The organism is Sediminibacillus halophilus, assembly GCF_900103695.1.
Lineage (GTDB): Bacteria > Bacillota > Bacilli > Bacillales > Amphibacillaceae > Sediminibacillus > Sediminibacillus halophilus.
Genome location: NZ_FNHF01000001.1, coordinates 105,695 through 121,073, shown reverse-complemented (window position 1 = coordinate 121,073; position 15,379 = coordinate 105,695). Strand labels below are relative to the sequence as shown.

The window sequence follows — 15,379 nt, the reverse complement described above, 5'->3', positions numbered from 1 at the left end:
TCTTTTTATCTTTTTCAAGACCTCCTATTTGGGGGCCACTAATCCGTTTACCTGGCCGAACTTGGCAAATGCCGCCTCCTTATCTGTTGAACTGTACCACCGCTGCTTGTCCGGGTTCACGATGCGGTAATGTTGGCTTTGAACATTTTGTTGCAGGGTATAACCGTTTCGCTCTGAAAGATTGTTCCACCAAACCTTATCCTCTGTATGTATTTCCAACGGTTCTTCTATGGAAGTGTGGGCAATCGTTTCGATTACTTCCAGAACATCTCCGCCGAGCATGTTGCGAATAACTTCACTGTTACGAAACAATGCACAAATTGCTGTTGTTGTAGTCCAGTTGGCAACCGTTCTTCCCTTTTCAATTTGAACAAGTGTTTTCTTCGAGATTCCAAGAATTGCAGCCATTTTATCCTGTGTATAATTTCTTTCTACTCTAATTAACTTGATTTTACTTGATATTTGGTTACTAAGTATTGTTTTGTCCATTATTTTTTACCGTCCTGTTGCTGATTTTTTCATGTGTAAGGTTTTTATACGTTTCTTTTATATTCTAACATGTTCTCTGCTTTCTTTCCTTATTAAAAATTGATATAATATGTTACCGAAGCTGATTACATAATTATTAATAATGAAAAAAAGCTGGCAGGTGACGGTTTTCAGCTACTCTTGCCAAGCAAAGAAGGAGGCAATATTAATGGCAGATAATAAAGTGATTGATGTATTTGTCGAAATTCCGACAGGCAATCAGAACAAATATGAATACGATAAGGAAAAAGGGGTATTTAAGCTGGACAGAGTACTTTTTTCTCCGCAATTTTACCCTGCTGAATACGGCTATATCGATGAAACGTTAGCGTTAGACGGAGACCCACTGGACGCACTCGTGCTAGTGACCAATCCAACTTTCCCTGGTTGTGTCATTGAGTCCCGGGTCATCGGATTTTTAAATATGATTGACAGCGGCGAAGAAGATCAGAAGCTCTTGGCAGTGCCTGTAGAAGATCCGCGTTTTAAAGATGTCTACAGCTTGGAAGATGTTCCATCACATAAACTGGATGAAATTTCTCACTTCTTCAAAACTTACAAAGACCTGCAAAACAAAAAGACCGAAATCGGGGAATGGGAAGGCGTAGAGGCTGCCAATAAACTGATTGACGATTGTCTTGCAAGATATAAAGACCAAAAATAAGCAATGAAAAAAGCTGTCCTTTGCCACAATTGGCTGAAGGGCAGCTTTTTTGAATAGAATTCAAGAAAAGTATTGGATTGTTTTGTCTCTAAAAATTCAAACCGCCCAGCAACTGTAATGGGAAGTGCCATCGCCTATTTCAGAAAGAGTGTTAACCACCGCTTCAGCTAACTTGGTAAAGAAATGCAGTGTCTGTTTATTGCCCGTTAATACCATCAGGGACTTCAAGCGGCTCTTCCAAATTATCATAAGGCCCAATTCTGCTTTCAGGGACATGAAACTTGATTTTTTGGTATCCGAAACTTTTGGCGGTCATCATCATTGCTTCTAACATATCCAGTGTCTTCTGGTCATTTGCTACAGGGCCGGATAGATTCACCGAAACCTGCTTTTCAGACTTTTGAACACGGAATGAAACACCTGAAGGTATTGTCGCTTTCAAATTATTGTCGGGTTCTTCTTTTCGCATTTCATAAAACGCTGCTTCAATGTCATTGTCAATGGCCACAGGTACAGCTGCTAAAAAAGGAGTGGTGTCCTCCTGCTTTTGATAGACCTTATAAACATAGCTACCAGGCTGTTTTAGCGGAAGACTATCTATTACTTCCCCTTTTGTTGCAATTGGGATACCCGGATTTCCGTTAATTTGAAGTTTTACTTGGTTAATTTCCAGAGGTAGAAATAATCTGGATAATACCGTTCCCACATTCCCGGTAAACGCTTCGTCTTCAAAGTTAAAATCAGCAGGAAAATCAACTATTGCAATCCCGTTGCTTTTATCAATCTCAAAGGTTACCCCTTGTAAAAGATTCGATGGGAGACCGATAGCTTGAGGATCGAGCAGATCATCCAACTGGTTTAACGTGCTTTCGATCCTTTCACTTGTGTTTTCTGTTTGATAAGTCAATGGCACAAGATAACCATTTCCTTCAATCGGTATGGAAACATCGAATGCCGTTTTCTTGTCGCTATCGGTATAGACAGCTTTACTGACGGGTTCTTCTGCTTCCTTTACTATTGCTTCCTCATCAGCAGATTCGGACTGTTCAGCAGGGAGACTGGTAGCGGATTGTGATTCCTCTTCCATTACTTCGGCCTGTTCACTCTTCTTAGCTTCATTCGAGTAAGTATCAGCGACGTCTTCCTGCGTAGTAAAATAATCGATACGCAATGCACTTTGACCTATTACTGCAATTAACAAAAGTACCGCCAAAGTAGCCAGGGAGGGAATCAACCATGATTTCCAGGACCTTTTGTTTTTTCTGTCTGTTTCTTCCTCTAAACCTTTCACAACCTTTTGATACAATTCATTTTCCGGTCGCTTATCCTGGATAACAGGCAATTTTCTCAAGTTATCCTCTACACGTTGATTCGTCCATCCTTTTTTCACTGGATATCTCCCTCCTCTCCGTATTCCTGCTGCAGTAGCTGTCTCAATGCTTTGATGGCTCTATGTTGGGTTGTCTTCACTTTGCTAATACTCCAACCGAGCGTTTCTGCTGTTTCCTTTAAAGAAAAAGATTGAATATACCGTAAAATAATAACACTCTTTTGATCAAGACTACATTTATCAAGACAGCGATAAATCTGTCTCATTTCTTCATTTTGCTCGGCTATTTCTTCTGGAAGGATCGATTGATCTTCCAATTGTTCTCCTCGCTCTCCCCAATCAAAAAAATCAAGGATCCGCTTCCGTTTATTAGACTGTTTTCGGAAGTAGTCGATTGCTACGTGCCTGGCAATGGAAAAAAGCCACGTTTTTTCACTGCTTTCACCTTTGAAGGTGTGAATAGACTTCAATACTTTTATATAAACTTCCTGGACGAGGTCTTCTGCTTGCTCCTTATCCTTTGTCATATAAATTAAAAATTGGTATAAATCCTGATGATATTTTTTATACAAATCCTGAAAAACGGCTTTCATGCCAGATCCCCCGTTCACTATATTGTCGGAGCGCGAAGCAAAAAGGTTACAATGAAGGAACATTTTTGTCAATCGTTTCTATTATAACTTTATTTATTTATTCCTTTTAGGGGTAAATCAAAAAAAATACCAGCTATTTACTAGCTGGTATTTTTCCATAGCCGGAATTACGGAAGTATTTTGCGAATATCCTGGAGAATACCGGAAATAAAATCGTCATAAATATTCCATTTCCAACTGCATGATAGGTATCAAACGGCAAACCCAAAAGATAATAGGAAAGAAAATTTCCCGCCACTGAAAATGTTGCCAGTGAAACAACCAGTCCATAAAGATAGCCGCAAAAAACCGCAAAAACAACCATCACTGCCAATGGAACGGCTCTCCAGTATTTCCCGATTAATCCGCTCATCCATCCGATTAACGCCCAGCCAATTATTTGCCATATGGTCCAAAGTCCCATGCCGAGGAATAAATTGGAAAGATAAGTAGTCAATCCAGCAAGCAAAACTCCGGACACAGGACCTAAAAAGAAACCACAAATAATGATCAGGGCAGTTACTGGCTGTACATTGGGAAGAAACTGAAAGGTATACCTTCCCACGACAGCCAATGCTGCAAGAACTGCAATCAAAGTCAACTTATAGGTACTCACTCAAATCATTCCATGGCATGCAAATCAAACGTGATTTCATCATCCGGGTTTAGTTCATACTCGTTCGCCCCAACCTCTGCCATTTCTCCATTGACGGAGTACATCCAGTATTTCCCTTCCTCTTCGTTTTGACTAACACCCTCAATGGAAGTAATGAAACCATCCGATTCTTCTACTTCAAAGTTTTCCTTCATCACATCAAGTAAAATAGCCCCATCTTCGATTTCAACTTCCTTTTCAGCGATGACATTTTCTCCTTCATCCTCTGAAATGGTTACCGTCACTACCTCTTGACTTTCAGATTCACCGGATTGCTCCGTTGTCTCAGCCGTCTCATTGTTCGAGGTATCCTGATTCTGTTCAGCACAGCCAGTCACGATACCAGCGGCAAATAACAAACTTAATAACACGAATAAAAACTTCTTCATTTCCTCCAACCTCCCACTCATAATTTTCAGGGACAGGCAAAGTGCTATTTATGTACAAAAATAAAAAGCTTATCCTCTGAGAAGATAAGCTAAAGAGACAAACCAGCAGTAATGGATAACGAGCCACATACCGGCAGTCTCAAACACTCAATCCCCGAAGGTTTGAAACAGGCAACAACGGCAGGTCTACTGGCTCGTACATCTTTCTACTTAGGAACCTTCCCATGAGTAAAAGCTCACAGTGGTTTATCCTTTTCGTCCGTACTTACAGTTGCGAGGACAGCTCTGGTTTTTCACCAGATTCCCTTTTCAGCCCGCCAGACGGTCAAACCGACTGAAAGGCACCGTAGTATTCTATTTGATTTCCAAAAATTATTTTATCACAGTTCCCTATAATTAGGAAGCTGTAATGTTACATAAGGAACAAGATTATTCCTCAAGTTTAACGGTTATTCGATGTTTTTCGGAATCCGGAAGGTGAAGGTTGTCCCTTCTTCAACTTTACTTTGGACAGTCAGTGATCCCTGGTGCGCTTCCATGATATTTTTTGCAATTGCCAGTCCTAAACCGGTTCCCGTCTTGCTGTTTTCTCTTTTTCTTGATTTGTCTGCTTTATAGAAACGCTCAAATACAAAGGGCAAGTCGTCGGCAGGAATACCTGCTCCTTCATCCATGACCGAGCAAACCACTTCTTTTTCTTCCTCGGAGAGAATAATTCTAACTTTTCCCCCTGAAAAAGAATGCTTAATCGCATTGTCAATTAGATTCGTAAAAACTTGTTCAATTTTGTCTGAATCGAATGTGAGTTTTGTTATCTGCAGATTATTTTCCAAAGACAGTGAAACAGCTTTGTCATGTGCCATGCCGCTGAATTTTTTTACAATCCGATCTAAAAAAGGCTCCATATCCACCAATTCCATCTCCAATTGTATATGGCCTGACTCCATTCTGGCCAAGTCGAGCAATTCATTTACCAGCCGGCCGATTCGAAGCGATTCCTCATGGATGATTCCCGCAAGCTCATTTTTTTCTTCCTTGCTTTCCGCAATATTGTCGACTATTGCTTCACTATAACCCTGTAAAAGAGAAATCGGCGTTCGCAGTTCATGAGAAACATTGGCAATAAAATCTTCGCGCAGTTTGTCAAGACGTCGTTCATCTGTCACATCCCGAAATACTGCTACTGCTCCCCTAACATAGGACTGGTCGTATAAAGGCGTCATGATCATCGCCCAATTTCTTCCCTGTATCGAAATTTCCCGCATGACTTCCTTCTCAGTGGCGACAACTTCATCCAACGTCTCCATTAATTCCGTTGGCAAGTTTACTTCCTCTTCAGCAGAATCATTTTCAAAATGCCAGTCTTCGAGAAATTTTTCGGCAGGTGGATTGGAAACCATGATATTCCCTTTACGGTTAAGTGTCAAAACGCCATCCGCCATGGAACTTAAAATGCTGGATACTTGTTCTTTTTCTTGCCTTAAAGCGTTGATATGAAACTTGAGCTGCCTTCCCATCCGGTTGAACGCCATAGCCAGCTCTCCGATTTCATCGTGAGTCAAAATGGGTACTTTCGTATTAAATTCGCCTTTCGCCAACTCAAAAGCGCCTTCTCGCATTTTTATCAAAGGAGATGTGATCCGCGAAGACAGAAAGAAAGCAAAAATGGTTGTCAGAATCAGCGCAACACCTGCAGCGAGCCAAATGATCCTTGTTGTATGCCTGGATGTTTCTTTTAACACATTAAGTGATTGATAAACATATACAGCGCCATTTTGATTTGGAAGCTTCGTACCGACAATAATTACCTTGTTTTCGGTCCCTGGCAAGATCACTTGTTTTTTGACCTCTTCATCGTTACTGATCACGGATGATAAATCTTTTTCAGACATCAGCCAGTCGTAGGATATATTTGGAAGACTGTCATCCTTCTGGTCGGAAATCCAAAAATCCCCTTCGCCAAATACAAGCGCAATCTTGCTCGAAGGGTCTTTCACGCGTTTCGTTGTTTCATAAATCAAGCCCCTGTCATCGTAATGGTCTACCATGACAGAGACTTTCGTAGCTGTTTGCATCAAGTTTTGCTCCGCTTGATCTGCGTTATAGTTCTGGAAAAACTCCAGTAATAAGATAGTCAGAATCAACAGAACAAAGGAAACAAGCAGCAGGATAGTAAACCATAGCTTGAAAACGACACTACGCCAGAACATCAGTCGCCTTCAACCTCGAACTTGTACCCGACTCCCCATACGGTTACGATCATTTTTGCAGCATCCTCAGAAATTTTGTTTAATTTTTCCCTTAGCCGTTTCACGTGGGTATCGACAGTACGTAAATCACCAAAGAATTCATACTTCCAAACCTCTTTCAACAGCTGCTCTCTATCGAAAACCTTGTCAGGCGATCTTGCCAGAAAATAAAGCAGCTCGTATTCTTTCGGAGTTAGACTTACCTCTTTGCCATCCGCTTTGACGCGGTGTGCATCATTATCAATGAACAAATGAGGAAATTCAATCAAATCTCTGGTTGTATGCTCCTCGGCTGAAAATGCCTTTGACGTAGAACGCCGCAGTAGTGCTTTAACACGCAATACAACTTCGCGCGGACTGAAAGGTTTTACAATATAATCATCTGTTCCCACTTCAAAACCCTGCACCCGGTTTGCTTCCTCACCTTTTGCAGTCAGCATGATGATCGGCGTATCCTTCTGCTCTCTTATATCTTTGCAAACCTCGATTCCGTCTTTTCCCGGAAGCATGATGTCCAATAAAATCAAGTCATAGTCATTTTCAAGTGCCTGCTGCAGGCCGAACTCGCCGTCCTCTGCTTCTTCAACCATGTAATCTTCCCGTTCCAGATACATTCGGATTAGCCGACGAATTCTTTCCTCATCTTCTATTACCAAAATCTTTTCATTACTGACCATGCAATCCGCCCCTCAATTATATTCTAGCTTCTATCATACCGCTATTACGCATAGGAGTGAAGACCGGCGATAATCAAGTTGACTGCAACCAGGTTAAACATGATAATTGCGAATCCCCCAACTGCCAGCCATGCAGATTTTTCACCATGCCAGCCCCGGGATAAACGTAAATGCAGAAAGGCTGCATAGAAAAACCAGGTGATCAAGGCCCAAACTTCTTTTGGATCCCAACCCCAGAAACGATCCCATGCCTGTTGTGCCCATATCATCGCAAAAATCAAAGCTCCCAGAGTAAATACCGGAAAACCGATAGCTACTGCTCGGTAAGAAATTTCATCCACTAAATCAGGATTTGCCCGCTTCAATAATGGCTGAATGGCGGCTGCAATCCGTTTCCTTAAGATCAATCTGGCTAATAAATATAGAACCGCACCAGTCAGAACCGACCAAATCAATGTATTAAATTTCCTCGCGGCATTTTCACCATGCATCCAACCAGGTGCTTCAAACAATGGCTGCATGACTCCTTCTGTCTGCAACTCTCCGTCATCTGGCCCCGTAATTGCAGGAAGCTGATACTCTACGGTTATCTCTTCTCCCTCGACCGGAAATTGAAACTCTGCACTATAGTGAAAAGCGCTGAATAAGGAGGAAATAATTACAAAACCCAATGTGGAAAATACCGCATACATGACTACTTCCAACCAGGTGGTCCGTTTACTACGTTGGGTTTGGTCGATTTGCCTAATTAAATAAATCAGTCCTGCTGCAAAGCTTACTGCCAATATCGCTTCACCAGTCGCCGCCGTTGTTACATGTATGTACAACCAATGACTTTTCAGCGAAGGAATCAGCGGAGATATCTCCCGCGGGAACATACTTGCGTAAGCAATGATCAATAAAGCAACAGGTAATGTGAATAGTCCCAGCAGATTCAATCGGTAAATAAAATAGATGATGATAAAGGCAAAGACGAGCATCATGCCAAAAAAGGTAGTGAATTCAAATAAATTACTTACCGGTGCATGCTGACTTGCAATCCACCGTGTAATAAAATAACCTATCTGTGTCAAAAAGCCGATAATAGTGATGGTAATAGCCACTTTACCTAACTTGCCATTGCCTTTATCCGTCCGTTTATCACGAATTGTCCCTGCAAACACAAAGGTCGCCACTAAATATAAAATAAAAGCAAAATAAAGCAGCGCACTGCTTACCTGAGTCAAATCTCCCATCGTTCTCCTCCTTCCACCGTTTGTTTGCCAAACGGGGTTATTGCTTGATTTCCAGTTGATCCTCTACCATGTTCAGTTCAGTTCCCTCGATCGCTTTCTCAATTTCACGCTTGATTCCATACCAGTTTTTATTCGTATGGGCAGCAAGCATTACTCCGGAATCGCTTGGATGGATCCAAACTCTGCGGTGCTGCCAGTACATGCCCTGAATGACACCAATCATGAAAATCAGGCCACCAAGTGCGATGATAGGAAGCGTATAGTCTCGCTTAAGTGTTAGTCCGGTTACATCACGGACTTCGAAATTTTGCAATCCTACTTTATAATCGTTTTCTCCCGAGGCGTCGACATTTCTGCCGATTCCTGCAAAACTGACCTCAGGCGTGTCCTCCCCTGGAGGATACACGAAAAAGACAAAGGCCGGATTTCTTGGATACTTGGATTGGGATGCAGGTGTTCCATCGTCCATGAAATATTCAGGGAAGTATTGGTCAATGACTACGCGGAATCCATTATCGAGCTCATACTCGTATTCCGGGTCCATCAAATTGACAGTAAAGCTGGCTAGTGCCTCTTCTGCTTCATCGTCTGTTTCATGGATTTTAAATGTCATCGATTTAAATTCATCGAGCTGATAACTCGATTGGTAAAGAGCAAATCCGTCGAACTTCAAAGGCTTGTTTACTTGGATACTGCCTTCCTTTACCTTCTCTAATTCTGGATCTTCTCCTGTAACAGCTTCCCCGGATGCTTTATAGATAACTGCATCTGTCTGATAGTTACTCGGAACAGCACCCCCCTGCTTTTGAATGGCTTCCTGATACCGTTCATCGTTTTCATCATACGTTTCCATAATGAATTCTTTGTTCTCGACGTAATATTGCTGGTCAGTTTCCGGGACAACCGCTGTTTCTCCTTCTCGCACCCATACATAATCGTCTATGTACATGAATGGGATAAAACGCATCAGTGCACCTATCAAAAATACAATTAAGCCAATATGGTTCACATACGGTCCCCATCTGGAAAAGCGGCCCTTCTCGGCCAATATGTGACCGTCTTCTTCCTTGATTTTGTATCGTTGTTTTTTCAACCTGTCCTTTACATGCTTTACATCCTGATTGGATATGTTTTCCGTCTCGCTAAACAACCGTTGTTTCTGCAAAAATGCTTTGTGCCGCTTCGGTTTCTGCATCTTCAATGCCCTGTGGAGCGGTACATAACGATCAATGCTGGCAATGATGATTGATGTACCGATCAACGCGATTAAAATCATATACCACCAGGAGCTGTATAAGTTATGCAGTCCTAGTTGATAATAAATTTTGCCTAGTATTCCATACTGGTCGGCATAATGCTGTGCCGGGTCCACATTCGGTGGTATATACATTTCCTGGGGGAAAATGGTTCCAACCGCCGAAGCAATTAACGTTATGACGATTAACGTCACCCCTACTTTCACCGATGAAAAGAAATTCCATATTTTATCAATCACCGATTTATTGTAGGTTTGTGACCTTCTTGCGCTGCCCTCATACCGCATGTTCAGTAGTTTTCCAGGTTTATTGCCATCAATGTGCTGATTTTTTTCAATCGGTTTTCCGCAAGCTTCACACAACACGGTACCTTCCGGGTTGACGTGTCCGCAAGATTCACAAGTAATTCGTTTCATTCCTATCCCTCACAATTTTTCGCTGTTGTTATTGAGGTTCTATGTTTTGCAAGTACCCCTCCAACCGATCAAGTGTCAATGCGCCCGAGACCTTGTCCACAACTTCGCCATCCGCATTGATAAACAAAGTGGAAGGAAGCTCGCCAACATCATATAATTCCAATACTTGTCCTCCGTTATCTCTGACAATCGGAAAGCTAAGCTCATACTTGTCCACGAATCGGTTCACGACTAAATCGTTTGAATCCAAACTGACAGCTAAAATTTCTACACCTTTTTCTTTGTATTCAGGATAAAGACTCTCCATATATGGCATCTCATCCTTACATGGTCCGCAATAAGTGGCCCAAAAATTAAGCATGACCCCTTTGCCTTTTAAATCATCAAGGGATACTTCTCCACCTTCACCGTTAAGGCGTTCCAATTTAAAATTGGGTGCCTCAGCTCCTACTCCTATTACCGTTTTATCCTTGTTAAAATTAGACACCAACGCAAATACTACTGCAGCCAGCAAAACAATCAGAATGCTGGAACGAAAAAGAAGACGCATGTTCTTCTTTTTTTGTTTTTGTTTTTTTGCTTCTTCAACTTTACTCAACATGCTCACTCCCTACGCCATTATATCATTAAAAGCAAGCGTGATATTTGAACATTATTTAACATTTTCTTCTGCGAGCGTACGCAGTTTCTTTACTTCGTGCGGTGTCAGCTCTCGCCACTCACCTGCATTCAACCCGTGCAGATTCAAAAACGCATACTCCTCCCGCTTTAATTTATCAACCGGATACTGTAAAGCTTCCATCATTCGGCGAATGTGACGGTTTTTCCCTTCATGCAATACAATTTTGACGATCGCTGTATTTTTCTTTGCATCCGTTGACAAAATTTTCACGTATGACGCCCTTAATCTTTCCCCTTCTGAAACGATCCCTTTTTTCATTTGCCGTAATGCTTCCTTATCAGGTATCCCCTTTGTTTTAGCGACATAAACCTTGTCTATTTTATGCTTCGGGTGCATCAGCAGATTTGCAAAATCTCCGTCATTTGTCAAAAGCAGCAAACCAGAAGTATCGTAGTCCAGCCTTCCTATCGGAAACACCCGCTGTTCAATTTCCGGTAGATAATCGGTGACTACTTTTCGGTTTTTATCATCTTTTACACTGGATATAACGCCGCGCGGTTTATAGAGAAGATAATAAACAGGCTCTTCCTTCTCCAGGGGAACCCCGTTCACCTCGACTTTATCATCGGAAGAAACCTTTGTACCCAATGTTGTCACCACTTGTCCGTTAACCTTCACTTTTCCTTCTTCGATCAGTTTTTCTGCTTTCCGACGGGATGTGACTCCGCTTTGCGCAATTACTTTTTGCAGCCTTTCTTGTTCATTAGCCATTTTATCACCAAATTTTCCTTTGTTTTAGTAGTGCTTTTGCTGGTCCCTTTTCGGACAATAAAGAAGAGCGTTAACTAAAAAGTCAACGCTTACCTTGCGAATACAATCGTGACAATCACGATTGAAGCTATTATACCAATTAGATCTGCCAACAGTCCAACTTTTAAAGCATCTCCCATCCTTCGAATTCCAACTGCCCCGAAATAAACGGTAATAATATATAAGGTGGTGTCCGTACTACCTTGCATGGTCGAAGCAAGTCGTCCGATAAACGAATCCGGACCGTGAGTACTAATTAGTTCTGTGGTCATGCCGAGTGCTGCCGTACCGGAAATCGGTCTTATAATCGATAAGGGGACAATATCAGGCGGTACCCCAAAGGTCTGTAATAGCGGGGATAGCAAGGAAATAAAGGCGTCCAGAGCTCCCGAGCCGCGCAGTATGGCGATGGAAACCATCATCCCCAGTAAAAAGGGAAGCAAAGAAAACGCCATCTGAATCCCTTCCTTTCCCCCTTCAACGAACAGCTCATAAGAAGGAAGCTTCTTCCACGAAGCAGAAATCAGCACAATTAATATAATCAGCGGGATCATCCAGCTGCTGATTGTCGATATGAAACTCATCTTTTCTGCTTTCTCACCCTTCTATAATAAAATAATCTGTCTATAATGATGGCAGCTGCAGAGGATATCAAAGTAGCGATAATCGTCGTGCCCACTATCTCTGTAGGTGCAACCGAATCATACTTCATGCGGATGGCAATGACTGTGGCAGGAATTAATGTCAAACTAGAAGTGTTGATTGCCAGAAAAGTAATCATTGAACGACTTGCTTCATCTGTCTTACTAAGCTGCTTCATTTGTTCCATCGCTTTGATCCCCATCGGGGTGGCAGCATTGCCTAACCCAAATAAGTTTGCCGTGAAATTCGACAAAATGTAACCCATAGCTGGATGGTCTTTCGGAATATCCGGGAACAATCTTGTTACCAGCGGCTTGAAGAGTTTGGCCAACATGGTAAGAAGTCCCGCTTCTTCAGCTACCTTCATTAGTCCAAGCCAGAAGACGAGAACACTTATCAAACCAATCGACAACATGACTGCGTCATCAGCACTCTCAAATAATGCTTCATTGACTTCTTCCATGGTTCCATTAAACATTGCATAGATAATACCAATCACGGCCATCGCTGCCCAAATATAATTAACCACCTAAAAAACTCCTGTCATTTTCCGTAATAACTGCCAAAATCCTCGCTGGCCATTATTTTGATTGAAATCATTAGGTAAAATGTTCATTTCTGTCAAATAGGTGCCGTTGACTTGGAAAACTTTCTTGCCGATTTTCTCCGCTTGTTTTTTTGAGCTGGAAGCATTATCAAGCAAATATACTGAGCTGGTTACTTGCTGTTGTTCTTTTTCTGTAAGTGGATAACGCAACGTATCTGGAAAATATCCACTAAGTTCTCTGTTCGAACCGCGAATGCTAAATTGCTCCACTCCCTGCTGCTGCAAATCCGTCATCTGATATTTTTCAAATCCCCAATCGAATAAACGGATATGATCACGCCAATCATCCGGATCATTTATGGTTACCGCGATAAGGGACATGCCATCTTTATCAGCTGTTGAAACAAGCGTTCGTCCTGCCCGTTTTGTGTACCCTGTCTTTCCACCAGTGCAGTACTCGTAATACTGAGTCAATAATTTGTTTTTGTTTCCCCATGCGTACATCCTTGTTTCTGCTTTGTATGATTTAGAGCCGGTTATTTCTCTGAATATCTCATTATCCATTGCATAACGCATTAACAAAGCCATATCGTATGCACTCGAGCGGTGATTTTCCGAATCCAGACCATGCGGGTTTTCAAACGTTGTATCTGTCATCCCAAGCCAGGCTGCTTTTTCATTCATCATATGGACAAACCCCTCGACGCTTCCTCCTACGTTTTCGGCGATAGCGACCGCCGCGTCATTCCCTGAACGCAGCATCAGTCCATAGACTAAGTCTTTCAGTTTCATCTTTTCTCCTTCTTCCAGGTAAATCGAGGACCCCTCTGTATAGACCGCCCGATGACTAGCTGTCGCCTCCTCTTCCAATTTTCCAGATTCTATCGCGATAATTGCCGTCATTATTTTTGTGATACTTGCTATTCGTTGTGGCTCGTGAGCATCCTTTTCAAACAGCACTCTTCCTGTAGTCTGTTCAATCAGAACGGCATGTGCAGCGGATACTCCCGGAGCTGCTACTGCCCTTTGGGGTATAAACCCCCCCATTATGATACCAACACAACAAATGAGTACTCCTATTCGCTTCAATGCCCTACCTCCCCGGCTACTCTCTTGTACCATCATATGCAGGAAGGACAGGCGTATGTATAAAACTCCCTTCTTGTTTTCTCCCGGCCAATAAATAAAGGAGCCGGCTGCGAAATATACCTTTTTCTCCAGCCGGCTCCTTTTAGAACGTTAAACATATGGGACGTTTACTTTTTTTGCTTCTTTCAATCTTTGGGAAACCGATTGCCAGTTTACAATATTCCACCAATTTTTCACATAATCGACGCGCTTATTCTCATATTGGAGATAATAAGCATGCTCCCATACGTCTAGGACTAGTAGTGGAATGACATCCCATAAACTAAACATTTGATGCTTTTCGATTGTCTGGATTGCCAGGCGACCGGAGCGCAGTTCCCATACGAGCGCCGCCCATCCAACTCCTTCAACCGATTCAGCAGCATTGGAAAAAAGCGCCTTGAATGCTGCAAACGAACCGAAATCTTTTTCTATTTGTCGCATTAACTCGCCAGATGGCCTGCCGCCTCCACGCGGGGACATGTTTTCCCAAAACAAAGAATGGAGGAAATGACCAGAACCATTAAATGCCTGCTCTCTCATCCAATGTTTGATCAATTTGTTATCAGACTGCTTTGTATACAGCTCTGTTTCCGCTTTGTTCAAACCATCCACATAAGATTGATGGTGACGATCGTGATGGAGTCTCATGATTCGCTCAGAAATATACGGTTCCAAGGTATCATAAGCATATGGCAGATCGGGAAGGATGTGCTGCCCTGGCAGAATTGCTCCTTGGCTTTGTCGCGGATTTTCCAAGAGATACTTAATAAGATGGAAGAGCTTAGTACTTTTTTCTTCTACAAGTGCGATTTTTTCATCAGTGGGTTCGTCTTTTTCTTCTAACAAGTCATTTAGTAAGGATTTCCAGTCGGATAGCTGTTTTTTCCACTCTTCCGAATCCTTCCCGTCCAGTTTGACTCCTTCCATTTTCTCTTCAACTTCTTTTCCCCATGTTTTCAAGGAAGCTAAGTAATCTTTCTTTTTTTCGTTCATCGAATCACCTCCCGATATTCTATGCCGGAAACCCGCCTATGTGTATTGTTAAGGAGCACAGAGGTGAAACTTTATCTGAAAGTCAAAATCAAATGCAGGAGAGTGAAAAGCCAAAAGACTCTCACGGTTTAGGAAGAAGACCCGTTTTTTATGGTTGTTTTAAAGAAAGTACCCGGCTAAGAGAATGGGAGCCTGACATGAGGAAATGGGTTCTAGACTTAGGGTAGCAAACCATGCAATGATAAAATTTTTGGTTCTCTGTCAAATGTGGTGATGTGATATTGACTCCACCCTCTCTTTATCGAAGGACTCACTCCAAAAAACAGCTAATTTCCTTGCGGCAGCAGAAGAACTAAACTCGCTTTCCGCGGACGAACGCCCAAGCCTCCTCGCAAACCCCGCTGAAGAGTCTCGGTCGTCCGTTTTCCGCAGGAGTCTCGCTTAGTTCCTCTGCTACGCTATTTTGCTCTATAGAGCCTTTTTAACCGCTTGCTGCTATAATATTTTATGCTTTAATCGCTCAAAGTCTTAGATTCAAAAGGTATTTCGTATTAAAACTTTTATCGTTTTGTTTATTCCCTCGATATACCCTTTGAATGACTG

16 protein-coding genes and 1 riboswitch are annotated in these 15,379 nt (G+C 42.2%); of the genes, 1 reads left to right on the top strand and 15 read right to left on the bottom strand.

Annotated features, from left to right (window positions below; translation table 11 throughout):
* Positions 1–24 precede the first annotated feature (24 nt).
* On the bottom strand, positions 25–489 hold the full coding sequence (locus tag BLR82_RS00645) for a helix-turn-helix transcriptional regulator (RefSeq protein WP_074597099.1): 465 nt from the start codon (positions 487–489) through the stop codon (positions 25–27).
* 208 nt (positions 490–697) lie between these two features.
* Here BLR82_RS00645 and BLR82_RS00640 point away from each other — a divergent pair, with 208 nt between their 5' ends.
* A complete protein-coding gene (locus BLR82_RS00640) occupies positions 698–1,192 on the top strand; it encodes an inorganic diphosphatase (RefSeq protein WP_026570090.1) in 495 nt (164 codons plus the stop codon).
* 196 nt (positions 1,193–1,388) lie between these two features.
* On the opposite strand, the gene BLR82_RS00635 is transcribed toward BLR82_RS00640, so the two are convergent.
* The 14 genes from BLR82_RS00635 to BLR82_RS00570 all read right to left on the bottom strand — a co-directional run bounded on the left by BLR82_RS00635 (position 1,389) and on the right by BLR82_RS00570 (position 14,776).
* Complete coding sequence (locus BLR82_RS00635; protein ID WP_074597098.1) at positions 1,389–2,582, bottom strand: GerMN domain-containing protein; 1,194 nt, start codon at positions 2,580–2,582, stop codon at positions 1,389–1,391.
* Complete coding sequence (gene sigX, locus BLR82_RS00630) at positions 2,579–3,115, bottom strand: RNA polymerase sigma factor SigX (protein ID WP_074597097.1); 537 nt, start codon at positions 3,113–3,115, stop codon at positions 2,579–2,581. Before sigX ends, BLR82_RS00635 begins: the two co-directional genes overlap by 4 nt.
* A 133-nt stretch (positions 3,116–3,248) precedes the next feature.
* Entirely contained in the window at positions 3,249–3,770 is a 522-nt protein-coding gene (locus BLR82_RS00625) for an ECF transporter S component (RefSeq protein WP_074597096.1), read from the bottom strand.
* 5 nt (positions 3,771–3,775) lie between these two features.
* On the bottom strand, positions 3,776–4,198 hold the full coding sequence (locus BLR82_RS00620; RefSeq protein WP_074597095.1) for a DUF4430 domain-containing protein: 423 nt from the start codon (positions 4,196–4,198) through the stop codon (positions 3,776–3,778).
* A gap of 162 nt (positions 4,199–4,360) precedes the next feature.
* Positions 4,361–4,562: riboswitch (cobalamin riboswitch) on the bottom strand.
* Positions 4,563–4,647: 85 nt separating this feature from the next.
* Positions 4,648–6,408, bottom strand: coding sequence for an ATP-binding protein (locus BLR82_RS00615; RefSeq protein WP_074597094.1), 1,761 nt, complete (start codon positions 6,406–6,408; stop codon positions 4,648–4,650).
* Positions 6,408–7,124, bottom strand: coding sequence for a response regulator transcription factor (locus tag BLR82_RS00610; protein ID WP_074597093.1), 717 nt, complete (start codon positions 7,122–7,124; stop codon positions 6,408–6,410). Before BLR82_RS00610 ends, BLR82_RS00615 begins: the two co-directional genes overlap by 1 nt.
* 44 nt (positions 7,125–7,168) lie before the next feature.
* A complete protein-coding gene (gene ccsB, locus BLR82_RS00605; protein ID WP_074597092.1) occupies positions 7,169–8,359 on the bottom strand; it encodes a c-type cytochrome biogenesis protein CcsB in 1,191 nt (396 codons plus the stop codon).
* Between the two features lie 37 nt (positions 8,360–8,396).
* Positions 8,397–10,031, bottom strand: a complete 1,635-nt coding sequence (gene resB / locus BLR82_RS00600) for a cytochrome c biogenesis protein ResB (protein ID WP_074597091.1) — start codon at positions 10,029–10,031, stop codon at positions 8,397–8,399.
* Between the two features lie 28 nt (positions 10,032–10,059).
* Positions 10,060–10,629, bottom strand: coding sequence for a thiol-disulfide oxidoreductase ResA (resA, locus tag BLR82_RS00595; protein WP_281242147.1), 570 nt, complete (start codon positions 10,627–10,629; stop codon positions 10,060–10,062).
* Between the two features lie 54 nt (positions 10,630–10,683).
* Positions 10,684–11,424 (bottom strand): pseudouridine synthase, encoded by a 741-nt coding sequence (locus BLR82_RS00590; protein ID WP_074597089.1) that lies wholly within the window; start codon positions 11,422–11,424, stop codon positions 10,684–10,686.
* An 89-nt stretch (positions 11,425–11,513) separates the two neighbouring features.
* Complete coding sequence (locus BLR82_RS00585; RefSeq protein WP_074597088.1) at positions 11,514–12,047, bottom strand: spore maturation protein; 534 nt, start codon at positions 12,045–12,047, stop codon at positions 11,514–11,516.
* Positions 12,044–12,634, bottom strand: a complete 591-nt coding sequence (locus tag BLR82_RS00580; protein ID WP_074597087.1) for a nucleoside recognition domain-containing protein — start codon at positions 12,632–12,634, stop codon at positions 12,044–12,046. Before BLR82_RS00580 ends, BLR82_RS00585 begins: the two co-directional genes overlap by 4 nt.
* Positions 12,635–13,699, bottom strand: a complete 1,065-nt coding sequence (locus BLR82_RS00575; protein ID WP_245693659.1) for a D-alanyl-D-alanine carboxypeptidase family protein — start codon at positions 13,697–13,699, stop codon at positions 12,635–12,637. It abuts the gene before it with no gap.
* Between the two features lie 192 nt (positions 13,700–13,891).
* A complete protein-coding gene (locus BLR82_RS00570; RefSeq protein WP_074597085.1) occupies positions 13,892–14,776 on the bottom strand; it encodes a superoxide dismutase in 885 nt (294 codons plus the stop codon).
* Positions 14,777–15,379: the final 603 nt, after the last annotated feature.

Coding starts and splice junctions, on each gene's coding strand:
- BLR82_RS00640 (WP_026570090.1), top strand. CDS start 698: ATGGCAGATAATAAAGTGATTGATGTATTTGTCGAAATTCCGACAGGC.
- resB (WP_074597091.1), bottom strand. CDS start 10,031: ATGAAACGAATTACTTGTGAATCTTGCGGACACGTCAACCCGGAAGGT.
- ccsB (WP_074597092.1), bottom strand. CDS start 8,359: ATGGGAGATTTGACTCAGGTAAGCAGTGCGCTGCTTTATTTTGCTTTT.
- BLR82_RS00615 (WP_074597094.1), bottom strand. CDS start 6,408: ATGTTCTGGCGTAGTGTCGTTTTCAAGCTATGGTTTACTATCCTGCTG.
- sigX (WP_074597097.1), bottom strand. CDS start 3,115: ATGAAAGCCGTTTTTCAGGATTTGTATAAAAAATATCATCAGGATTTA.
- BLR82_RS00610 (WP_074597093.1), bottom strand. CDS start 7,124: ATGGTCAGTAATGAAAAGATTTTGGTAATAGAAGATGAGGAAAGAATT.
- BLR82_RS00585 (WP_074597088.1), bottom strand. CDS start 12,047: ATGAGTTTCATATCGACAATCAGCAGCTGGATGATCCCGCTGATTATA.
- BLR82_RS00570 (WP_074597085.1), bottom strand. CDS start 14,776: ATGAACGAAAAAAAGAAAGATTACTTAGCTTCCTTGAAAACATGGGGA.
- BLR82_RS00575 (WP_245693659.1), bottom strand. CDS start 13,699: ATGGGGGGGTTTATACCCCAAAGGGCAGTAGCAGCTCCGGGAGTATCC.
- BLR82_RS00620 (WP_074597095.1), bottom strand. CDS start 4,198: ATGAAGAAGTTTTTATTCGTGTTATTAAGTTTGTTATTTGCCGCTGGT.
- BLR82_RS00645 (WP_074597099.1), bottom strand. CDS start 489: ATGGACAAAACAATACTTAGTAACCAAATATCAAGTAAAATCAAGTTA.
- BLR82_RS00590 (WP_074597089.1), bottom strand. CDS start 11,424: ATGGCTAATGAACAAGAAAGGCTGCAAAAAGTAATTGCGCAAAGCGGA.